This is a genomic window from Blastomonas sp. AAP53, from assembly GCF_000331245.1.
In the GTDB taxonomy this organism is placed as follows: domain Bacteria; phylum Pseudomonadota; class Alphaproteobacteria; order Sphingomonadales; family Sphingomonadaceae; genus Blastomonas.
On record NZ_ANFZ01000012.1, the window covers coordinates 31,323 to 52,120 of the forward strand.

Here is a 20,798-nt window from a genome sequence, read left to right on the forward strand (position 1 = left end):
GATGGGGGCGGCAACCCAAAAGCCTGTCGAAGCGAGCGTTCCGACACGCAAAAGCGTGCTCGCGACATGATGATTGCCATTTGTGCTTGACTTTGGATTTGTCCGGACAAATTGTGAGCCATATCTATCCGTCTACAAAGGGGTTTTGGTCAAACATGCTATTCGCTGCCAACAGCATCCTGTTCGTGCCGGGGTCCAGAGCGGACCGTATCGGCAAGGCACTTGCCAGCGCTGCAGACCTTGTCTGCATCGATCTGGAAGACGCCGTTGCCGCGCCCGACAAGGACACCGCACGCGCCACGGTGATAGAAGGCCTCGCCGGTTTCGACCGCGCGCGCACCGCCGTGCGGATCAACGGGACCATGACCCGGGCAGGCATCAAGGACATGATCGCATTTGCCGAATCCGCCGCCGCGCCTTCACTGGTGTTCGTGCCGATGGTCGAGCACGCCAGCGAGATCGCGCAGGTTGCGCGCGTGCTCGACAACCCCGCCATCGGCCTGGTTCCGCTGATCGAGACCGCCAGGGGCCTGCGCGAGGCGCACCGCATCGCGGGCCAGCCGGGCGTTGCCGCGATGATGTTCGGCGGCGGCGATCTATCGGCACAGCTGGGCGTAGACCTTGCCTTCGATCCGCTGCTGGTTGCGCGCGGCCAGTTCATCATGGCCTGCGCCGATGCGGGCGTGCCGGCGATCGATGTGCCGTTCGTCAAGCTCGACGATGCCGATGGCCTTGCCGACGAGTGCCGCAAGGTGCGCAGCCTGGGCTTTGCCGCCAAGGCCGCGATCCACCCGGCGCAGGTGGCTGCGATCAACGCCGCGTTCGGCGCGGATGAGGCCGCGATTGCCGAAGCGAAGGACGCGATTGCGGCCTATGAAGCGGCAGGCGGCATGGCAATCCGCCATAACGGAAAGATGCTCGAGGCACCGATCGTGGCGCGGATGCGCGCGATGCTGGCCCGCGAGGCCCAGAAGGACAACAGGGAGACAATCGATGCGTGATGGAGCAGTGGAAGTATCGCCGGGCCGCTTTCGCGAGACCTTTGGCCGCGCTTACGAGGATTTCGTCGTCGGCCACATCTACGAACACCGCCCCGGCCGCACCATCACCGATGCCGACAACGTGTGGTTCACATTGCTGACGATGAACACCCACCCGGCGCATTTCGATTACGAATACGCCAAGAAGACCGAATTCGGCAAACCTCTGGTCGCCTCGCCGCTCACCGTCGCGATGATGGTGGGGATGAGCGTGTCCGACGTCAGCCAGAAGGCGGTGGCGAACCTGGGCTGGGATAATATCCGCCTGACGAACCCCCTGTTCCCTGGCGACACGCTTTATGCCGAGAGCGAGGTACTCGAAAAGCGCGAGTCCTCCTCGCGCCCCGAACAGGGCATTGTCACGGTCAAGACCATCGGCAAGAATCAGCATGGGCAGGTGGTGTGCACCTTCAGCCGCACCATGCTGATCTGGAAGCGCGGTTTCGGCCCGTCCGACGATTGAGCGGGGACGCTCACCAACAGAATTGATCCTCGCCGCCCTATGGGGGGCAGCGAGCAGAAGAACCGGAGTGACCCAAGCATGGCAAGCCTGCCAATCGAAGATATCCGCACGATCGATGCGGATGAGGAAGCAGCATTTCTCGACGCGATCGACCGCTGGATCGAGCGCGAGGTCAAGCCCGTCGCGATGCACCACGACCACACCGACACCTGGCCTGCGGATCTGGTGGCGCAGATGGCCGAGATGGGCCTGTTCGGCGCGACCATCGGCCATGAATACGGCGGCCTCGGCCTACCGGCGACCACCTATGCCAAGATCGTCGCGCGCATCTCGTCCTACTGGATGGCGATCACCGGCATCTTCAATTCGCACCTGATCATGGCCTGCGCGGTCGAACGCTTCGGCACGCCTGCGCAAAAGGCCTTGTGGCTGCCCAAGTTCGCCAGCGGCGAGATCCGCGGTGGCCTTGCGCTCACCGAGCCCAATGCTGGCACCGACCTCCAGGCGATCCGCACCACGGCAGTTCGCGATGGCGACGACTATGTCATCAACGGCACCAAGACCTGGATCTCGAACGCCATCAAGGGCAGCTGCTTTGCACTGCTGGTCAAGACCGACCCCAAGGCGGACCCGCGCTACAAGGGCATGAGCCTGTTCATCGCACCCAAGCAGGATGGCTTCACCGTCGGCAAGAAGTTCGACAAGATGGGCTACAAGGCGATCGACAGCGCCGAGCTGATCTTCGACAACTATCGCCTGCCCGCCGCCAACCTGATCGGCGGCGTCGAGGGCCAGGGCTTTTTCCAGGCCACCGGCGGGCTGGAACTGGGCCGCATCAACGTGGCTGCGCGCGGCGTGGGCCTGGCCGATGGGTCACTGCGCCTCGCGACCGAATATGCGCAGCTGCGCCAGACGATGGGCAAGCCGATTGCCGACCATCAGGCGATCCAGCTCAAGATCGGCGAAATGGTCACCCGCGCCCGCGCCGCGCGCCTTCTGACGCTGGATGCTGCCGAAGCCTATGACCGCGGCGAACGCTGCGACATGGAAGCGGGCATGGCGAAATACTTCTCGTCCGAGGCTGCGGTGCGCAATTCCGAAGAGGCGATGCGCATCCATGGCGGCTATGCCTATTCCAAGGAATACGAGATCGAACGCTATTACCGCGACGCCCTGCTGATGTGCATCGGCGAAGGCACCAACGAAATGCAGCGCATGATCATCTCGAAGCAATGGGTCAAGCGGAACCCGGCGTGACGAGCGAGCATCCTTTACCCCTCTCCCTCCAGGGTAGAGGGACAGGCGCGCAGCGCCAGGGAGAGGGGCCGCTGCGTCGCGGCAAAACCCCCGACCTGCTGCTGAATCGTGCCCGAGGGATGCGAAGTGAACCGACCGAGGCGGAAGCAAAGCTCTGGTCCGGATTGCGCGCCGGTCGACTGAACGGAGCGAAATTCCGCAGGCAGGTCCCGATCGGCAATTACATCGCCGACTTCGTCTGCCCAGCTGCGAAGCTGATCGTCGAACTCGACGGCAGTCAGCACGCGGACCAGCAGAGCTATGATACGCGCCGGACGGAATTTCTGGTGAGTGAAGGATACCGGGTGATCCGGTTCTGGAACCATGATGTCTTGAGGAGTTGTTCCGACGTGCTTGAATCAATCTTGCGGCATGTTGACGTTGCAACCCCTCTCCCTGGCGCTTTGCGCCTTTCCCTCTCCCCTACAGGGAGAGGGGTTTTTGAGGAGATTTCCGCATGAGGCTGCCGCTCACCGGCTATCGCGTGCTGTCTGCCGAGCAATATGGTGCGGGGCCGTATGGCACCATGTTCCTCGCGCAGATGGGGGCGGAGGTCATCAAGATCGAACCCCCCAGTAAGCCTGGCCAGCCGGGCGGCGACACCGCGCGCGCGGTGGGTCCTCATTTCCTGCGTGAGAATGAAAGCCTGTATTTCCAGAGCTTCAATCTCAACAAGAAATCGCTGACGCTCGATCTGCAAAGCGAACGCGGGCGCGAGATTTTGCGCACGCTGGCGGCAAGCTCGCACGCGATGGTCAACAACCTGCGCGGCGACCTGCCCGCCCGGCTGGGCCTCGATTATGCCGCGTTGGCGGACATCAACCCGGCGATCGTCTGCGCGCATCTGTCCGCCTATGGCCGCGACAACGAACGCGCCAAATGGCCGGGCTATGACTATCTGATGCAGGCCGAGGCCGGTTTTCTGTCTCTGACCGGAGAGCCCGATGGCCTGCCGGTGCGCTTTGGCCTGTCGATCGTCGATTTCATGACCGGAACGCAGATGGCGGTCGGCCTGCTCGCCGCGATGCTCGATGCGCAGCGCTCGGGGATCGGCTGCGATATCGATGTCGATCTGATGTCGGTTGCCGCGCACCAGATGACTTACCCTGCCGTCTGGTACCTCAACGAAGGCGATGTCACCCCGCGCGCGCCGCGCTCGGCGCATCCCTCGGTCACGCCCAGCCAGATGTTCCGCTCCGCCGATGGCTGGATGTTCGTGATGGCGCAGCTACCCAAATTCTGGTCGATCCTGGTCGATGCCATCGGGCAGGGCCAGCTCAAGGGCGATCCGCGCTTCAAGACGCCCGCCGACCGGCTCGCCAACCGCGATACGCTGACACAGGTGCTCGATACGGTGTTCGGCACGCAGCCTACGCAGCATTGGGTCGATCTGCTCTCGGGCAAGGTGCCGGTCGCACCGGTGCATGACCTCGCCAGCGCAATGGACAGCCCGTATCTCGTCGAAACCGGCATGATGCAGACCGTCGCGCATCCCGACCGCGAACACTTGCGCGTGCTCGCGAGCCCCATCCGCGTCGATGGGCAACGCCTGCCCGCCCGCGCCGGGCCGCTGCTGGGTGCGGACAATGACGGCGTGCTGGCCGATATCGGGCTTTCCGAAGCCGAGATTGCAGACCTCAAACGCGACGGAATCATCTGACTTATGGGCAAGCTATCGGGCATCACGGTGATCGACCTGTCGCAGTTCCTGCCGGGGCCGATGCTGACGCTGATGATGGCCGACCAGGGCGCCGACGTCATCAAGATCGAACCGAAGACCGGTGACCCTGCGCGCCAGATGGCCCCCTTCGAGCAGGACCAGTCGGTCTGGTTCCGCAATCTCAATCGCGGCAAACAGGCACAGGTGATCGACCTCAAGAGCGATGCAGGGCGTGCGTGGCTGACAGAGCTGATCGCGACCGCCGATGTCTTCGTCGAGGGCTTTCGCCCCGGTGTGATGCAGCGGCTTGGCTTCGACTATCCGGCGGTGCGCGCGATCAACCCGAAAATCATCTATTGCTCGATCTCCGCCTTCGGGCAGAGCGGGCCACTGGCGCACCATCCCGCACACGATCTTGCGGTGCAGGCGCTCTCGGGCTTCCTATCGGTCAACGATGCGACCGATGGCACACCGGTGGTGCCGGGCGTGCCGTCTGCCGACATGGCCGCAGGATTGACCGGGCTGTCGGCGGTGCTGATGGCGCTGATCGGGCGCGAGCGCACCGGCGAGGGCGACTATGTCGACATCGCGATGTTCGACAGCATGCTGCCGTGGTGCGCGCATATCGCCGGCAGCGCGATCGCGGGCGGCGAGGCTCCGCGCTCGGCGACGCAGCGCTCGCTGGGCGGCGCGGGCTTCTATCAGGTGTACGAGACGCGCGACGGCCGCCATGTCGCGCTCGGCGGGCGTGAGATGAAGTTCGTGACGGTGCTGCTGACTGCCTTGGACCGTGCAGACCTGATCCCGCTGGGCGAAGCTGACGCTGGCCCCGCGCAGGCCCCGCTGGTCGCGTTCCTGCGCGAGACGTTCGCGACGCGCACGCGCGACGAATGGGTGGCGTGGTTCGAGGACAAGGACGTCGCGTTCTCACCCGTGCTCGATTTTGCCGAAGCCTTTGCCAGCGAGCACGTTGAAACGCGTGGCCTGCTGGTCGAAGCGGGCGGTGCGCACCACATCGCGCCTGCGATCCGCTTTGCCGGCGAGCCCGATTGGCAGCCGCAAGACGCTCCCGAGCTGGGAAGCGCTCAATGAGCGGGGTGTTACCCCTCGACGTCGATGTGCATCGAGTAGGCGAAGCTGTCGCCAGGATGGTGGCTGACCGACATTTCGAACATCCGCCCGTCCTGATCGTGATAGCAGCGCAGGATGCGCAGGCACGCAGAGCGGCGGGGAATGTCGAGCGCGGCCGCGACTTCGGCGCTCGCGGGGACTGCCTGGATATCCTGCGTCACCCGCGACATCGACAGGCCCGCCGCATTGCTGATAATCTGGAACAAGGTGTCGCTGCCCGGATTGATGGTCTGGTCGGCGGCATCGGCGGGCGGCAGGATCTCGGCGACCGCGTCGGCAAGGTCGGCAATGACATACGCTTCGGTCAGCGCGATCGGCTGGCCGTCGGTGACCTGGCGGCGCACCCCGCGAAACCGAAACCATTTGTCGCTGACCGGCATCGCGATCTGCACCGCGATCGCCTTGGGCAGCGACTGCATCCCCAGATGGTCGTAGGCGATGCGGGTATCGCGCGCATATTGCAGAATTTCGCCGACGTTGGACAGCGGCTGGTGCAGCGCGCCACCGCGCGCCGCCGCCGGTTGCACCACGGTGCCCGACCCGCGCCTGCGCGCGATCAGGCCTTCGTTCTGCAGACGGCGCAGCGCCTCGCGCACGGTAAAGCGGCTGACGCCATATTCGGCGCACAGGACGCTTTCGGTGGGGAAGCTCGTCGTCCCCGCCAGCTCGCCCGAGAGAATTCGCGCGCGCAATTCATCGGCCAGCTGCTGGTACCGGGGCTTGTCGACGGTCTTGTCGGACGAACGGTCTGGCGCCTTGTCGATCAGGGGTTCGGCGGCCTCTGCGGGGCTGTTCAACGCGTGCTCCTGCTCCAGGTTCGCTCTGCGGATTTCGGTGCATGACCGCCGCGAGCCTCATCCAGCGGCTTAGCGCACATTTGGCCCGTTCGCCAAATGAAAGCGACCGCGCGCGCGCGCGGCTGCACCTGCTCGACTGGCTGGCCTGCGTGGCTGGCGCGCGGCAATCGCCGGTCGCCGCCGTCGCGCGGATGGCCGAACCCGACATCCTCACCCGCGCCGCGTTGCTGGGCAATGTGCTCGAGATGGACGATGTCCACCGCACCGCCCTGCTCCACCCCGGTCCGGTGATCTGGCCATCAGCACTGTCCGCCGCGCGACAGGAAAAGTGCGACATGGATGCGATGCTTGATGGCGCGGTGCGCGGCTATGAGGCGATGATCGCGGTCGGCGCGACCTTCGATGCGCACCATTATGCGCACTTCCACCCGACCTCGACCGCAGGCGGCTTTGGTGGCGCGGCAGCCGCAGCCTCGATCTTCGGGCTCGATGAGTCCGCGACCGGCTGGGCGCTGGGCAATGCCGCATCGGTCACCGGTGGGTTGTGGCGGATGCGGCACGAGGACGTGATGACCAAGGCGATGCACGCCGCGCGCGCAGCCTTGGAAGGGCTGTGGATCGCACGGTTGGCGCGGCAGGGCTTTACCGGACCGGTTGCGGCGCTCGAGGGCGAACAGGGCCTGTACGCGGCGATGGTGCGCGAGCCCAAGCCAATGGTGCTGGGCGAAGACTGGCTGATCCACGCGGTCAGTTTCAAGCCCTGGGCCGCGTGCCGCCATGCGCATGCGGCGATCGACTGCGCGATGGAACTGCGCGCGCGCGGCGCACTGACATTGCCGGTGACGGTCGAGACCTATGCCGACGCGCTGAAATTCTGCGACCGCCCGCACCCGGCCACCGAACTTGACGCCAAGTTCTCGATCCAGCACGCGGTCGCGGTGATTGCCGATGGCCGCAATGCAACGCCGGAGGACTTCACGCCCGAGGCTATCGCTGCGCTCGCGGACAAACGCGCCCTCGTGACGGTGCGCGAGACGGCGGAGTTCACCGATCGTTACCCCGAACATTTCGGCGCGCGTGTCCTTTGCGCGCCCCTCCCTGGCCAGGGAGGGGCCGGGGGTGGGTCGACTGCGCCAACCTTGCATCCAGCCGCCAACCCACCCCTAACCCCTCCCTTGCAGGGAGGGGAACAGGTCACATTGATCGACACGCGAGGCGACCCCGAGCGCCCGGCAAGCCCGCAGATGCTGCGCGCGAAGCTCGACAGCCTGGTTCGCTGGGGCGGGTTGAAGCCGGTCGAGGCCGATCGCGCCGAAGAGATCGCGCTCAACGGCACCAGCATCGGCCCGCTGCTCGCGTTGCTCGAGGACTGGCTGGAATGAGCGCGACCGGCGACCTGATCGATTTTGTCCGCGCACGCCATGTGCTGCCCGCGCCAGTGCGCGAAGCCGCTTTGCATCTGCTCGGCGATACGCTTGCCGTGGGCGCGGCGGGCGCGACGGCTCCGGGGGCCGATGGCGTGCTTGCCGCCGCACGCGGCTGGGGTGCGGGCGACGACGCGCGGCTGATCGGATCGGACGAGCGGCTCCCCGCTGCATCCGCCGCCTTCGTCAACGGCTTTCGCATCCATTGCTTGGAATGGGACGCGGTGCACGAACCGGCGGTGGTGCACGCACTGTCGGTGGTCACCGCCGCGCTGGGAGCCAGCATCGACCGGATGGGGGGCTGCGATCCGGATGACGCGCTCACCGCGCTCGCGGTTGGCGTCGATATCGCCGCAGGCCTTGGGCTGGCCGCGACCAGCCCGCTTTCGTTCTTCCGCCCCGCGACCGCAGGCTGCATCGGCGCGGCGCTCGCCGTGGCGCGGATCGAAGGCGTCGAACCGCTCGAAGACGTGCTCGGCCTCGCCTATTCCTCGCTCGCCGGCACGATGCAGGCGCATGTCGAAGGATCGATCGCGCTGCCGCTGCAGATCGCCAACGCAGCGCGCGCCGCGATCGCTGCGGTCGATCTGGTCAAGGCGGGGCTCAGCGGACCGCATGACGCGCTCGAAGGGCCGTTCGGATATTTCCAGCTGTTCGATTCGGGCAATCTCGCCAGCTACACAGCTGATCTGGGCAAGATCTGGCGGATCGCCGAGATCAGCGTGAAGCCCTATCCTTCGGGCCGCGCCAGCCATGCGGTGCTCGGCACGCTTGCCGATCTGCAGCTCGACCCCGGTTCGCTGGAAGCTATCGAAGCTTCTGTCCCACCGCTGATCGCGCGGCTGGTGGGCCGTCCGGTGATCGCCGACATGACGCCCGCCTATGCGCGGCTGTGCCTGCCGATGCTCGCCGCGCTGATGATCACCGATGGCCGGATCGACCCTCGACGCTTTGCGCCCGAGACATTGGCCGACCCTGCGACCCAGGGGCTGGCGCACAAGCTCGCCTTCACCGTCGATGCAAATCCCGATCCCAACGCGCTGTTCCCGCAACGGCTGATCGTGCGCCTCACCGATGGCAGCGTGATCGAACGCGCGATCCCGCACACCTTGGGCAGCCCCGATGCGCCGCTCTCAGCCCATGCCACCGCCGCCAAGCGCGCGCTCGCCCGCGAGCTGGCGGGGGAAGTGCCCGATGCGCGGCTGTTCGACGATCCGCTCGCCTATTTCACTCAACCCCGTGGCAGGGAGCCGCAATGACCTTCCCCAGCTATTTCGAAGCCTTTGATGCGAAACAGATGCTCGCCGACTATCCGGTCGGCGATGCGTTCACGCAGCGTTACACCGGCATGAGCCGCGATGAGCTGTTCAGCATCCAGGACCGCCAGTTCCGCCGCCTGATGCAGCGCGGCTGGCAGATCCCGTTCTACCAGCGGTTGTGGGGCAATGCCGGGCTCGAGCCGGGGGATATCAACGGCCTGGCCGATATCACCAAGGTGCCGGTGTACGACAAATCGGACCTGATGGCCTCGATCGCCGACCATCCGCCGTTCGGCGACTTTGCCGGGCTGAACATGCAGGACCCTGCCCGCGCGCCGTCGATCTTCCACACCACATCAGGCACCACCGGCCGCCCGCAGGCGTTGCTGTTCGGACCCAAGGGACGCGAGGTCACCAACCTGCTGGTCGGGCGCATGTACCGCTGGCAGGGGCTCGAAGCCTCGGACGTCATCCAGTCGGTCTACGGCCATGGCATGATCAACGGCGGCCACTACATCCGCGAGGCGGTGACCCATTTCACCAACTCGCTGTTCCTTTCCGCCGGCACCGGAATCGAAACGCGTTCGCTGGGTCAGGTCAATCTGATGGCCGATTTCGGCGTCACCGTGCTGGTTGGCTTCGTCGACTACATCCGCAAGCTCGCCGATACCGCCGCAGCCGAGCAGCTGCTCGACAGGATCAACATCCGCATGATCGTCGGGCACCTCGGCACCGAAGACCGCGCCTCGGTCGAAGCCGCCTGGGGCGGAGCGAAGGCGTTCGACTGGTATGGCGTCGGCGATACCGGATCGATTGCGGGCGAAGGGCCCGAGCGCGACGGCCTGTATGTCTGGGAGGACGCGCAGTATCTCGAGCTACTCGATATCGATTCGGGCCACCCGGTCGCCCCCGGAGAGACCGGCGATATGGTGGTGACCTGTCTGTTCAAGGACGATATCGCGCCGTGCATCCGGTTCAACACGCATGACATCACGCATGAACTGACCGGCACCAACGCCACCGGCATGGCGTTCAAGCGGATCGCGGGCTTCAAGGGGCGCAGCGACAACATGGTCAAGCTGCGCGGCATCAACGTCTTCCCGCACGCCATCGGCGCGCTGATCGAGAACCGCGCCGACCTGACCGGCGAGTTCGTCTGCCGCCTGGTGCGCGACCCTGCCAGCCAGCGCGACGACATGACCGTGACGCTCGAAAGCCGCGGTGGGACGGACATCGGCGAACTTGCGGAACTGCTGCGCCGCGGACTGGGCGTCGAGGTCCAGATCGACCTTGTCGCACCCGGCGGCACCGCACCGCTGACGCAGATCGAGGTACGGCAAAAGCCGATCCGCCTGATCGACGAGCGGGGGCTATGAAGTCTACCTATCTTGCTCCCCTCCCTGGACAGGGAGGGGCTGGGGGTGGGTCGCGGTGCAGCGCGCCGAGGTTCGTATGCTCCCGCCTACCCACCCCTAACCCCTCCCTTGCAGGGAGGGGAGCGTGACTCTCGATCCCTTCAACGCACTCGTCGAACGCGCACCCGATACGCTACCGGCGACCGGCCCTCTCGCCGGCATCACCATCGGCGTGAAGGCCAATATTGCCGTCTCCGGGATGCACTGGACCGCCGGCATGGCGCTGTTCCGCGACCGCATCGCCAAACAGGATGCCGAGGTTGTGGCCAGACTGCGAGCCGCAGGCGCCAGCATCACCGGCGTGCTCAACATGGAGGAAGCCGCTTTAGGCGCGAAGACAGACAACCCCTGGTTCGGCGCGACGCACAATCCGCACTCGCCCGGCCACACCCCCGGCGGCTCGTCGGGCGGCAGCGGGGCTGCCGTGGCGGCAGGGCTGTGCGATGCGGCGCTCGGCACCGACACGATGGGATCGATCCGCATCCCGGCGGCCTATTGCGGCGTCTATGGCTTCAAGCCCGCGCCCGGCCGTGTCAGCCAGCACGGGCTCGAGCTTGCCGAACCCGGCTTCGACGCAATCGGCCCGCTCGCACGCTCGCTCGACCTGCTCGAACGTGTCGCGCGCGTTATCTCGGACGTTGGCGATGAAGAACCCCCGCAAGGCTGCGCGACGCTCGCCGACCTTGGCGGTGTCGAATGCGACGCAAGCGTGCTGCAAGGCTTCGACGCCGCAAAAGCCGCGATGGGCGAGGTCGCCGAATTCACCCTGCCCCATCCACTCGCGCGCGTCCGCTTTGCCGGTTTCATCCGGACGGTGCGCTTCATGGCCGCGCAGTTTGCCGATGCCGACCCGGCGCTGTTGTCCGATCACCTCAAACGCCTGATCGCTTATGGCCCGCGTCGGTCGGATGTCGATTGGGCCGAGGACCAGCGCATCCTCGCTGAGACCGCCGACGCACTGCAGGCGGCGCTGGCCCGCCACGGCACCTTGCTGTTGCCCACTGCGCCGCAGACCGCCTTTGCGCACTCTGCAACAGCGCCTGCCAACCAGGCCGATTTCACCTGCCTCGCCAATGTCGCAGGCCTGCCCGCGCTCAGCCTGCCTGCGGGCATGAGTGCCGAGGGCCTGCCCATCGGCGTGCAGCTGATCGGCTTGCCCGGTCAGGAAACCGCATTGTTCGCCCGCGCCCGCATGCTCGACACTGCGCTCGCCGGCTATCATCCGCCCGTTGCCCACAAGGAGTAACCCCCATGAAGATCATCGTGCTGTTCAACCTGAAGCCCGGCGTTTCGGCATCCGATTACGAGGCATGGGCGCGCACCCGCGACATTCCGGGGGTCAATGCGCTGTCCTCGGTCAGCAGCTTCACCGTCCACCGCGCGACCGGGCTGTTCGGATCGGATGCCGCCTCGCCATATGACTATGTCGAGATCATCGACATCACCGGCATGGATCCGTTCGTGGCCGATATCAGCACGCCCGAGTTCCAGGCGATGGCCGCGCCGTTCCAGGATTATGCCGACAACCCGCAGTTCATCCTCACCGAGGACCTGTGATGCGCCGCTTCGCAGGCAAGACGATCGTCGTTACCGGCTCGGGCAAGCACAAGGGGCTGGGCCAAGCGATCCTGCAGCGCTTTGCAGATGAAGGCGCAAACTGCGTGCTCTCCGACCTCGTCATCGACGCCGAGGCCGATGAGGTCGCGGAAGACCTGCGCGGGCGCGGCGCGAAGGTCGAGGCGATCGCGTGCAATGTCGCCAAGGTGGACGAGTGCCGCGCGCTGGTCGATGGCGCGGTCGCTACGTTCGGATCGGTCGATGTCTTCGTCAACAATGCCGGGATCGGCTTCATGATGAAGCCGCTGCTCGATGTCGATCCGGCCGATTGGGACCAGGTGCTTTCCGTCAACCTGTCGGGCGCGTTCTACTGCACGCAGGCCGCCGCCAAGGCGATGATCGCAGGGGGGCGCGGCGGGCGGATCATCAACATCGCCAGCCAGGCCGCCAAGACCGGCTTTCCGCACCTGCCCGCCTATGTCAGCTCCAAGCACGGCATGGTCGGGCTGACGCGCGCGAGCGCGGTGGAACTCGGCGCGCACGGCATCACCGTCAACGCGGTCTGCCCCAACCATGTCACCACGGGCCTGGGCGCACAGCAGAACGAATATTTCTCCAAGCTCCTGGGCTTCGCCAGTGTCGAGGCGTATCTCGCCAACATGAAGGCGAAGAACCCGATGGGACGCCCGGGCCTGGCCAGCGACACCGCGTCTGCTTGCGCGTGGCTGGCGAGCGACGATAGTTTTTACATAACCGGCGAGGCGCTCAACGTGAGCGGCGGCGAGGAGATGCATTGAGATGATCGAAGAGCGAATGGACTGGCCGAACGGCGCGAAGATGGCCTTGAGCGTCGTCGTCAATGTCGAGGAAGGCAGCGAGATGACGATCGCGCGCGGCGACCGGGGGATGGAGCCGGTCGACGAGCTGGGCGTGTTCGTGAAGTCCGCCATCCGCAACTATGGCAACGAGAGCAACTATCTCTACGGGATCAAGGCGGGCGCGCCGCGCGTGGTCAAACTGCTCAAGCGCTATGACATCCTGGCGAGCTGGACCGTGGCCGCGATGGCGCTCGAGAACCATCCCGAGATTGCTGAGGCCATCGTCGAGCTGGGCCACGAGCCGGTCAGCCATGGCTGGCGCTGGGTGCACCAGTTCAAGATGGACGAGGCGACCGAGCGCGAGTTCATCCAGAAAGCGGTCGCATCGATCGAGAAGACCACCGGCACGCGGCCCTATGGCTGGCTGTCGCGCTATCTGCACACCGACAACACCCGCCGCCTGCTGAGTGAGGCGGGGTTTGAATACCATATGGACGACTACTCAGGCGATATTCCCTATTGGGACACCGCGACGGTGCCCGGCAAACCGATGGTCATCATGCCCTATCAGCTCGATACCAACGACATGAAGATGTGGACCGACCCGGCGATGACGCCGAACCAATGGCTCGATTACGCGGTGCGCTGCTTCGATCAGGTCTATGCCGAAGGCGAGGAGGGCAATCCCAAGATGATGTCGCTGGGGCTGCACCTGCGCATCATCGGCCGGCCGGGCCGCATCTGGGCGCTCGAGGAGTTCTTCCGCCATGTCCGCAGCAAGCCTGATGTGTGGGTGACGACACGCCGCGCCATCGCCAGCCACTTCGCTGCAACGGTGCCAGCGTGAGGGGGTTCGCGATATCCTCCTCTCCCCCCGAGGGAGAGGGTTGCGCAGACTTGGCGGCTTGGCCGCCTAGTCGAAGCTGGGAGAGGGGGCAGCGGCGGTTGCGCTGCATAAAGCCCTCTCCAAGGCTTGCTAGGCAGCAAGCTGCCAAGCCAAGCCTGTCCTCTCCCGTAAAGGGAGAGGAGATGTGACCCTCTCCCTCACCCTCGATGGGGCAATCGCGCACCTCGTCATCGACCGGCCCGACAAGCGCAATGCCTTCACTCAAGCGATGTGGGAGGCGCTGCCCGGCCTGATCGACCAGGCGATGATCAACCCCGATGTGCGCGTGATGATCCTGCGCGCGAGTACGCCAGGGGCGTTCTGCGCCGGGGCGGACATCGCCGAGTTCGGGGCGGGCGCGCAGGATCCCGATTGGCGCATCCGCAACCAGGCCGCGATCCGCCGCGCGATGGAGACGCTCGCGCGCGCGCCCAAGCCGGTGATCGCACAGATCGAGGGCGATTGCATCGGCGGCGGCTGCGGACTGTCGCTCGCCTGCGATTTTCGCATCGCGACATCGGCCGCGCGGTTCGGCATCACGCCGGCCAAGCTTGGCCTCGTCTATTCGCTGCACGATACCAAGCTGCTGGTCGATCTGGTCGGCCCCTCGGCGGCCAAGCGCATCCTGTTCACCGCTGGGCTGGTCGACGCCAGCGAGGCGTTCCGCATCGGCCTGATCGACGAGATCGCCGACGATGCAGCTGCCGCCGCCGGGGCGCTCGCGGCGCAGATCGCCAGCGTCTCGCCGCACAGCGTGCGCGCGAGCAAGGCGATGATTGCGCGCATCGTGCACGGCCAGGCAGAGGATGACCCCAATACGCTCGCGCAGTTCGCCGATGCCTTTGACGGCCCCGATTTCCGCGAAGGGGTCAAAGCGTTTCTGGGCAAGCGCAAACCGGAGTTCTGAGGCGATGGCTGAGACCCTCCCCGTCCGCCGCCACTATGTCGATGGCCCGTTCGGCCAGTTACATGTCCGCGAATCGGGCACGGCCAGCGCATACAGGGCCAGCCTCGCCTGCTTCCACATGAGCCCGATGACCGGACGCACATTCGAAGCGTTCATGGGCGTGCTGGCAGCGATTAGCGGCAGGCATGTGCTGGCGTTCGACACGCCGGGCTTCGGCATGTCCGACGCGCCGCCCAATGCGCCATCGATCGCCGATTATGCCGACGCGCTGCTGGCGGGAATCGCCGCGTGCGGCGTCACCGGGCCTGTTGACCTGATGGGCTATCACACCGGATCGATGATCGCCTGCCAGCTGGCGGCGGAGCATCCCGATCTCGTGCGACGGCTGGTGCTGATCTCCGCCCCGGTGTTCAGCGCAGACGATCTCGCCGCGATGCGCGCCGAGTACCAGCATCGCGCACCGCAAGCCGATGGCAGCCACATCCTGCACCGCTGGCAGCGCTTCCACCATCATTTTGCAGCGGGCGGCCTGTCGCTCGACGCGATCAACGCGGCGTTCCCCGACGGGCTGATGGGCCGTAATATCGAGCATTGGGGCCATGATGCCGCGTTCGGCTTCGTCCCCGGCATGCGGCTCGAAGAGGTCACCCAGCCGGTGCTGCTGCTGAACCCTGAGGATGATCTGCGCGACCATAGCATGCCAGCGCCCGCGCTGCTCAAGCACGCGCGCATGGTCATGCTCGATGGCTGGGGCCATGGTTTTCTCGACCTGCATGCGCTGGAAGCTGCAGCCCTGGTCGAGAGCTTCCTTGGCGCATCTGCCGACCCCTTTGGCGCATTGGCCTTGCCCGAATGCGCCAATGCCCCCGTCCTGTCTGCCTAACCCGAAAGGTCCGATCATGTCGCATCACCTGAAGCACGGAACGATCATGGGCGGCGTTGTCGTCACGCCCGACCTCACCGCCTCGCTCGCCGATTATCAGGGGCGGCTGGGGCTCGATCTGGTCGAGCAAGGCCCGCTGCCCGCCGATCTCGCCGCCGCCTGGGGCTGCCCGGAAAGCGCAGGCGCGCCTTATGCGATGCTGCGCCCGACCAGCGGCGCGCATTGCTTCATCCGGCTGGTCGAGCAGGCAGACCACCCCGATTTCCGTCCGACGCGCACCTATGGCTGGGCGGCCTATGAGCTGACCGTCAAGGATGTGTTCGGCTGGCCCGATCGGCTCGACGGCAGCGGCTTTCGCGTCATCGGCCCGCCCAGGGAGATTGCAGGCCTGCCCTATTTCATCCCGATGCAGGTGCTGGGGCGCGGCGACGAGATGATCTATCTCAACGAGGTGGCAATGGACACGCCCTCGTCAGACCTGCCCAAGGCGCAGAGCCTTACCGACCATATCTTCATCGTCATCCTCGCAGCGCAGGACCGCATGGCCTCGGTCGACTGGTACCGCCACGCGCTGCGGCTCGATGAGGGCGAGAGCTACACGCTCGAATACACGATGATCAATGCGGCGTTCGGCAAGCCTGCAGGCACGCAGTCAGTCATCACCATGGTGCAGAACGAGCGGCTGCCGATCCTCGAGATCGACGATTACCCCGCAGAGGCGACCGAGCGGCCTGCCCATCTCGGCATGCTGCCGCCGGGCAACGCGCTGGTGACGCTGGCAGTCGAGAGCTTTGAAGACCTCGATGTCGAATTCATTACGCCCCCGGTATTGCGCCATGGCGACCTGTACATGGGCAACATGGCAGCAACGGTGCGCGGCCCCTCGGGTGAACTGGTCGAGCTGATCGAGACCGGGCTGTCCTGATGCGGATCGGGCTGATCGGAACGCCGCACAATCCGCTGGTGCTTGGCGGGCCTGCGCCCGAGCTGGCGGCGCTGTTTCCCGGTGTCGAACTGATCGCGTTCCCCTCGCGCGTGCCGGCCTTCCCTTATACCCCGCTCGAACAGGCGATGCAGGCGCTGGGCCATGCCGAAGCTGCGTTGACCGCCGCCGAGCAGGGCTGCGAGAGGCTCGTGATCGACAGCGTCGGCGATTATGGCCTTGCCGCGATGCGCGCGATGCTGCCCATTCCGGTGGTGGGATCAGGCGAGGCGGGCCTCGCCAAGGCGGCGCGCGGCGGACGCCCGTTCGGCATCGTCAGCGTGTGGCCCGAATCGATGAACTTCATCCTTACAGAACGGCTGCAGGCGTGCGGCGTCACCGGATCGTGCGTTGGTATCGTCAATGTCGGCGAGGATGCCGACACTGAACTGCTCTCCGGCCCGGATGGCTATCTCTCGCAGGTCCGTGAAGGTCGCGCGGCGGTGGTCGGCAAGGTGTTGGCAGGCGTGACAGACCTCGCGGCGCGCGGTGCAGAGGCGGTTCTGCTGGGCTGCACGTGCATGTCGGGCATGGCCGATACGATTGCGAGCGCCGCCAGCGTACCCATCGTCAATCCGCTCGCCGCCGGGGTGCGCGCCGCTCTGGCCGCTCCGCCGCTCACCCAGGTTCCGCAGACCCGCGACGGCCGTCCGGCCCTGCTCCGCGCGATGGTGGACGCAGTGGCAGGCGAGGTGGCCGAAGACTGCCCGGTGTGCATCGCCTCCTGAGCGCATCCGGTCCCCTGCACTGCAGGAGACCGGCATCTCCGCGTTACGGCAGCAGCACCGTCGAGCCGCTGGTTGCGCGCGATTCAAGATCACGGTGCGCCTGCTCGGCCTGTTCTAGCGGATAGGTCTGGCCGATCGTGACCTTGACCTTGCCCGATGCGATCATCTCCCACAGCCGTGCCGCGCCTGCAGCGCGTTCGGCGGGGTCGGTGTAATAATCAAACAGCGTGGGGCGCGTGTTGAACAGCGAGCCCTTGGTGGCGAGCACGCCCAGGCTGATACCGGTCACCGGCGCGCTGGCATTGCCATACGAGACGATCAGCCCGCGCTTGCCAGTGCTGTCGAGCGAGGCCTCCCAGGTGTCGAGCCCGACGCCGTCGAACACCACGCGCACACCCGCGCCGCCGGTGAGTTCGCGGACCCGCTTGGCCGTGTCCTCGCGGGTGTAGAACACGATATGGTCGGCCCCGGCTTCGCGCGCGAGCGCGGCCTTCTCCTCGCTGCTCACCGTCCCGATGACGGTCGCGCCCACGGCCTTGAGCCATTGCACCAGCAGCAGCCCAACGCCGCCCGCTGCTGCATGCACCAGCACCGCCTGGCCGGGTTCGACCTTGGCGCAGCGCTCGACCAGAAACTCGGTGGTGCAGCCCTTGAGAAGAGCGGCAGCGGCGACGTCGTCAGAAATGGCATCGGGCAGCTTGAACAGGCTGCTGGCCGCGACATTGCGGATATCGGCATAAGCCCCGCGCGCCGGCCCAAAGGTCGCGACCCGGTCACCGACGCTCAGTCCCTCGACACCGTCTCCCACCGCTTCCACGATGCCGGCGGCTTCCAGCCCCAGCCCGCTCGGCAAATCGACCGGATAGATGCCGCGCCGGTGATAGGTGTCAATATAGTTGAGCCCAACCGCGGTCTGCTTGAGCGTCACCTCTCCTGCACCCGGCGCGGGCACATCGACAGTCTGCCACTCGATCACCTCGGGACCACCGGTGCGCGTGAAAATCGCCTGGCGTGCCTGCATCATATCGTTCCTTTTCAAACTGCCGCTGGCAAACGTCCAGCGTGGATTGGCGATCACGCCGATTTGAACCGACCGGCTACGCCCAGAAGCCGCCGGAAGGCGCATATATCGGTGGGCTTTAGCATACAGCACCGTACAAAACTGGTTAGATTTCGGCGCAGGTACGACCGCAATACGGATATGCCTAACGGCAAACAAGGCAAGTTGTGCAGCGTGGATCCAGGGTCAACCGCCTCAGGAGTATACCGGCGCAGGCGGCGTAAAACCGTGCCGTTTGCCCAGTGCAGCAGCTGGACAGCCCGTTGAAGAAGGACCTTCGACGGACTGATCAGGTCTAGTTCGGACCTATTGTGCAATGCGGCAAACGCTGGTATGCGCCGACACAGAACGGGTGCAAACAATGTGTCTTACTGGAGTCCATTCGCCATCATGAAGACTGCAAAGTTTCCCGCCAAAGCCACGCCTGCACTGCTGACTGGCCAAGATCTCGATCCTTCGCCGATCCAGACAGGTGGTCCGCAACCCGATTTCGAAGCGCTGAATCGTCTCGACCGGCTGAAGGGCCTGAAGCGATTCCGCTCGATGCTCTCGGTGTGGTCGATCGTGGCCGATACGGCGTCGATCATCATCGGGTTTTACGCTGCGAGCATCATCTATCTTGGCGGCGCGCCGGGCGAGCACGCTCCCAACATGGTGGCGGTTTGCGTCCCCCTGTTCCTGATCTTCTCGCTCAACAATAACGCGCATAACGTGCGTAAGCTGGGCAATCTGTGGTCCGGCATCGGGGCTGCTAGCGGCGCCTTCATGATGGCCACTGGCAGCCTTTTGCTGATTGCGTTCTTCCTGAAGGTCGGTGCGGAATTTTCGCGCGGTGTTTTCTTTCTTGGTATTGTCTTGAGCCTGACCACGATCATCACCGTGCGCACGATTACCCGCCTATGCCTCCGCAAACGCCTCCAGCAAGGCATTTACGCGATCTTGTGCGTGTATGACGGTATTCCGATGGGCGCGAACCCTGGTCCCGGCGCCGTCGATGCACGGGTGATGGGTCTGCATCCCGATCTGTCCAGCGCTGTCGGTGTCAATCGGCTGGGTGGGCTTGCCAAGGGCATGGATCGGGTCGTGGTGCATTGTGCACCGCAGGCCCGCCAGGCATGGGCGCTCGCTCTCAAGACTTTGGACGTGAGGTGCGAAATCGTGGTTCCTGAGCTTGACCATTTCGCGGCATTGAGTATTTCCAAGCGCTCCGGTCACACCAGCCTTCTGCTTAACAGCGGTCGCTTGGCGTGGAACCAGCAGCTAGTGAAGAGGTCCTTCGATCTAGTACTGTCGCTTTCTGCGATGCCGCTACTCCTACCCCTCTTCGTGCTTGTCGGAATCTTGATCAAGCTCGACAGCAAGGGGCCGGTATTCTTCAAGCAGGAGCGCATCGGCCTGGGCAACCGTCCGTTCATGATCTGGAAATTCCGGACAATGCGCACCGAGATGTGCGACGCTCAGGCTTCCCGTCTGACATCCAGGAACGATGATCGCGTGACCCGTCTCGGCAATATCCTGCGCAAGACGAGCATCGACGAGCTGCCCCAGATCATCAACGTCGTTCTGGGGGATATGAGTCTTGTCGGGCCGCGCCCGCACGCTTTGGGCGCGCGCGCCGGAACACTGCTGTACTGGGATGTCGATGAGCGCTATTGGGAACGCCACGTGGTCAAGCCTGGCCTGACCGGCCTTGCGCAAGTCAGAGGTTTCCGCGGTGCCACCGAGCAGGAAATGGATTTGACCATGCGCCTGCAGTCGGATCTGGAATATGTGTCCGATTGGCATTTGCGGTCGGACCTTCGCATTCTGGTGGGGACGCTGGCAGTCCTTTTCCACAAGAACGCCTTTTGAGGGTCCGCATTCGCTGTCGATTTCTTTCACGATCGTCCGCTTCACCTGAGCTTGCTGCTATCCGCATTGCAGACTCACGCAACGGTACCGGTTGAAAAGCTCTGGTTGCCTAGGCGATATTGCATCCTTTTCACGAAATCCTCACCGGGTTGCCAGTACGTGCTCCGCCCGGACGGTGCGTACCATCTGTCGGCGGCTCGGAGCGTTGGCGCGTACGCAAACCGATTGAGTTTCCCATTTTTTGCCAGTACTGCGAGCCGGCGGCATCGCACCGTTAAACGTCACTTATTGACCGACTTTATTCCGTAAGAGTTTTTTCCTATGGCACACGAGTTTCACCCCACCACCTTGCGTGAATATGACATCCGGGGGATTATCGACGAGACGCTGGGCGAGGCCGATGCCTATGCCATCGGTCGCGGATTTGCGACGCTGATCGCGCGCTCTGGCGGCGCCTGCGTGGTGGTGGGCTATGATGGCCGCGTCAGCTCGCCGGTGCTCGAGGCTGCGCTGATCAAGGGGCTGAACGACAGCGGCATCAATGCGATAAGCGTCGGCATGGGGCCGACCCCGATGCTCTATTACGCCGAAGCCGTTCTAGAAGAGGCTGATGGCGGCATTCAGATAACCGGCAGCCATAA

At 65.0% G+C, this 20,798-nt stretch carries 20 protein-coding genes and 1 pseudogene; 19 read left to right on the forward strand and 2 right to left on the reverse strand.

What is annotated here, in order from left to right; genetic code table 11:
* The first annotated feature begins 155 nt into the window (after positions 1-155).
* The 6 genes from D618_RS18300 to D618_RS0112290 all read left to right on the forward strand — a co-directional run bounded on the left by D618_RS18300 (position 156) and on the right by D618_RS0112290 (position 5,551).
* Positions 156-1,001: a CoA ester lyase gene (locus tag D618_RS18300; protein WP_017671819.1), complete on the forward strand. Its 846-nt coding sequence runs from the start codon at positions 156-158 to the stop codon at positions 999-1,001.
* Positions 994-1,503, forward strand: coding sequence for a MaoC family dehydratase (locus D618_RS0112270; RefSeq protein ID WP_026091621.1), 510 nt, complete (start codon positions 994-996; stop codon positions 1,501-1,503). Before D618_RS18300 ends, D618_RS0112270 begins: the two co-directional genes overlap by 8 nt.
* A 78-nt stretch (positions 1,504-1,581) precedes the next feature.
* Positions 1,582-2,760 (forward strand): acyl-CoA dehydrogenase family protein, encoded by a 1,179-nt coding sequence (locus D618_RS0112275; protein WP_017671821.1) that lies wholly within the window; start codon positions 1,582-1,584, stop codon positions 2,758-2,760.
* A gap of 119 nt (positions 2,761-2,879) precedes the next feature.
* Entirely contained in the window at positions 2,880-3,260 is a 381-nt protein-coding gene (locus D618_RS19420) for an endonuclease domain-containing protein (RefSeq protein WP_081590505.1), read from the forward strand.
* The gene (locus tag D618_RS0112285; protein ID WP_017671823.1) at positions 3,257-4,459 is read left to right on the forward strand and encodes a CoA transferase; all 1,203 of its coding nucleotides are present in this window, start codon (positions 3,257-3,259) and stop codon (positions 4,457-4,459) included. Before D618_RS19420 ends, D618_RS0112285 begins: the two co-directional genes overlap by 4 nt.
* 3 nt (positions 4,460-4,462) lie before the next feature.
* Positions 4,463-5,551 (forward strand): CoA transferase, encoded by a 1,089-nt coding sequence (locus tag D618_RS0112290; protein WP_017671824.1) that lies wholly within the window; start codon positions 4,463-4,465, stop codon positions 5,549-5,551.
* An 8-nt stretch (positions 5,552-5,559) separates the two neighbouring features.
* Here D618_RS0112290 and D618_RS0112295 read toward each other — a convergent pair whose 3' ends face one another.
* The gene (locus D618_RS0112295; protein WP_017671825.1) at positions 5,560-6,387 is read right to left on the reverse strand and encodes a GntR family transcriptional regulator; all 828 of its coding nucleotides are present in this window, start codon (positions 6,385-6,387) and stop codon (positions 5,560-5,562) included.
* An 80-nt stretch (positions 6,388-6,467) separates the two neighbouring features.
* Here D618_RS0112295 and D618_RS18305 point away from each other — a divergent pair, with 80 nt between their 5' ends.
* From D618_RS18305 to D618_RS0112350, 11 genes are all read left to right on the forward strand, one after another.
* On the forward strand, positions 6,468-7,769 hold the full coding sequence (locus D618_RS18305; RefSeq protein WP_238550667.1) for an MmgE/PrpD family protein: 1,302 nt from the start codon (positions 6,468-6,470) through the stop codon (positions 7,767-7,769).
* A complete protein-coding gene (locus tag D618_RS0112305; protein ID WP_017671827.1) occupies positions 7,766-9,070 on the forward strand; it encodes an MmgE/PrpD family protein in 1,305 nt (434 codons plus the stop codon). The genes D618_RS18305 and D618_RS0112305 overlap by 4 nt, the downstream gene beginning before the upstream one ends.
* Complete coding sequence (locus tag D618_RS0112310; RefSeq protein WP_017671828.1) at positions 9,067-10,446, forward strand: phenylacetate--CoA ligase family protein; 1,380 nt, start codon at positions 9,067-9,069, stop codon at positions 10,444-10,446. Before D618_RS0112305 ends, D618_RS0112310 begins: the two co-directional genes overlap by 4 nt.
* Positions 10,447-10,570: 124 nt before the next feature.
* Positions 10,571-11,731: an amidase gene (locus D618_RS19940; protein ID WP_017671829.1), complete on the forward strand. Its 1,161-nt coding sequence runs from the start codon at positions 10,571-10,573 to the stop codon at positions 11,729-11,731.
* A 5-nt stretch (positions 11,732-11,736) separates the two neighbouring features.
* Positions 11,737-12,042, forward strand: coding sequence for a hypothetical protein (locus D618_RS0112320; protein WP_017671830.1), 306 nt, complete (start codon positions 11,737-11,739; stop codon positions 12,040-12,042).
* Complete coding sequence (locus tag D618_RS0112325; protein ID WP_026091623.1) at positions 12,042-12,839, forward strand: SDR family NAD(P)-dependent oxidoreductase; 798 nt, start codon at positions 12,042-12,044, stop codon at positions 12,837-12,839. Before D618_RS0112320 ends, D618_RS0112325 begins: the two co-directional genes overlap by 1 nt.
* 1 nt (position 12,840) lies before the next feature.
* Complete coding sequence (locus D618_RS0112330) at positions 12,841-13,707, forward strand: polysaccharide deacetylase family protein (protein ID WP_017671832.1); 867 nt, start codon at positions 12,841-12,843, stop codon at positions 13,705-13,707.
* Between the two features lie 184 nt (positions 13,708-13,891).
* Positions 13,892-14,653 carry an enoyl-CoA hydratase-related protein gene (locus D618_RS0112335; RefSeq protein WP_017671833.1) on the forward strand — a complete coding sequence of 254 codons (762 nt, stop codon included), beginning with the start codon at positions 13,892-13,894 and terminating at the stop codon, positions 14,651-14,653.
* 4 nt (positions 14,654-14,657) lie between these two features.
* Entirely contained in the window at positions 14,658-15,536 is an 879-nt protein-coding gene (locus D618_RS0112340; protein ID WP_017671834.1) for an alpha/beta fold hydrolase, read from the forward strand.
* A 16-nt stretch (positions 15,537-15,552) separates the two neighbouring features.
* Positions 15,553-16,461 (forward strand): hypothetical protein, encoded by a 909-nt coding sequence (locus tag D618_RS0112345; RefSeq protein WP_017671835.1) that lies wholly within the window; start codon positions 15,553-15,555, stop codon positions 16,459-16,461.
* Complete coding sequence (locus tag D618_RS0112350) at positions 16,461-17,246, forward strand: aspartate/glutamate racemase family protein (protein WP_017671836.1); 786 nt, start codon at positions 16,461-16,463, stop codon at positions 17,244-17,246. The genes D618_RS0112345 and D618_RS0112350 overlap by 1 nt, the downstream gene beginning before the upstream one ends.
* A gap of 43 nt (positions 17,247-17,289) precedes the next feature.
* Here D618_RS0112350 and D618_RS0112355 read toward each other — a convergent pair whose 3' ends face one another.
* Positions 17,290-18,267, reverse strand: coding sequence for a quinone oxidoreductase (locus D618_RS0112355; protein ID WP_026091624.1), 978 nt, complete (start codon positions 18,265-18,267; stop codon positions 17,290-17,292).
* Between the two features lie 429 nt (positions 18,268-18,696).
* Here D618_RS0112355 and D618_RS0112360 point away from each other — a divergent pair, with 429 nt between their 5' ends.
* Together D618_RS0112360 and D618_RS0112365 are read left to right on the forward strand one after the other, a co-directional pair.
* The gene (locus D618_RS0112360; RefSeq protein ID WP_017671838.1) at positions 18,697-20,157 is read left to right on the forward strand and encodes a sugar transferase; all 1,461 of its coding nucleotides are present in this window, start codon (positions 18,697-18,699) and stop codon (positions 20,155-20,157) included.
* Between the two features lie 321 nt (positions 20,158-20,478).
* Positions 20,479-20,798, forward strand: a pseudogene (locus D618_RS0112365) (phosphomannomutase); the annotation flags it as partial.

What these genes read in the sequence shown, in the direction of transcription:
- D618_RS18300 (WP_017671819.1), top strand. Translation starts at nt 156, where the DNA reads ATGCTATTCGCTGCCAACAGCATCCTGTTCGTGCCGGGGTCCAGAGCG.
- D618_RS0112270 (WP_026091621.1), top strand. Translation starts at nt 994, where the DNA reads ATGCGTGATGGAGCAGTGGAAGTATCGCCGGGCCGCTTTCGCGAGACC.
- D618_RS0112275 (WP_017671821.1), top strand. Translation starts at nt 1,582, where the DNA reads ATGGCAAGCCTGCCAATCGAAGATATCCGCACGATCGATGCGGATGAG.
- D618_RS19420 (WP_081590505.1), top strand. Translation starts at nt 2,880, where the DNA reads ATGCGAAGTGAACCGACCGAGGCGGAAGCAAAGCTCTGGTCCGGATTG.
- D618_RS0112285 (WP_017671823.1), top strand. Translation starts at nt 3,257, where the DNA reads ATGAGGCTGCCGCTCACCGGCTATCGCGTGCTGTCTGCCGAGCAATAT.
- D618_RS0112290 (WP_017671824.1), top strand. Translation starts at nt 4,463, where the DNA reads ATGGGCAAGCTATCGGGCATCACGGTGATCGACCTGTCGCAGTTCCTG.
- D618_RS0112305 (WP_017671827.1), top strand. Translation starts at nt 7,766, where the DNA reads ATGAGCGCGACCGGCGACCTGATCGATTTTGTCCGCGCACGCCATGTG.
- D618_RS0112310 (WP_017671828.1), top strand. Translation starts at nt 9,067, where the DNA reads ATGACCTTCCCCAGCTATTTCGAAGCCTTTGATGCGAAACAGATGCTC.
- D618_RS0112320 (WP_017671830.1), top strand. Translation starts at nt 11,737, where the DNA reads ATGAAGATCATCGTGCTGTTCAACCTGAAGCCCGGCGTTTCGGCATCC.
- D618_RS0112325 (WP_026091623.1), top strand. Translation starts at nt 12,042, where the DNA reads ATGCGCCGCTTCGCAGGCAAGACGATCGTCGTTACCGGCTCGGGCAAG.
- D618_RS0112330 (WP_017671832.1), top strand. Translation starts at nt 12,841, where the DNA reads ATGATCGAAGAGCGAATGGACTGGCCGAACGGCGCGAAGATGGCCTTG.
- D618_RS0112340 (WP_017671834.1), top strand. Translation starts at nt 14,658, where the DNA reads ATGGCTGAGACCCTCCCCGTCCGCCGCCACTATGTCGATGGCCCGTTC.
- D618_RS0112345 (WP_017671835.1), top strand. Translation starts at nt 15,553, where the DNA reads ATGTCGCATCACCTGAAGCACGGAACGATCATGGGCGGCGTTGTCGTC.
- D618_RS0112350 (WP_017671836.1), top strand. Translation starts at nt 16,461, where the DNA reads ATGCGGATCGGGCTGATCGGAACGCCGCACAATCCGCTGGTGCTTGGC.
- D618_RS0112355 (WP_026091624.1), bottom strand. Translation starts at nt 18,267, where the DNA reads ATGCAGGCACGCCAGGCGATTTTCACGCGCACCGGTGGTCCCGAGGTG.
- D618_RS0112360 (WP_017671838.1), top strand. Translation starts at nt 18,697, where the DNA reads ATGAAGACTGCAAAGTTTCCCGCCAAAGCCACGCCTGCACTGCTGACT.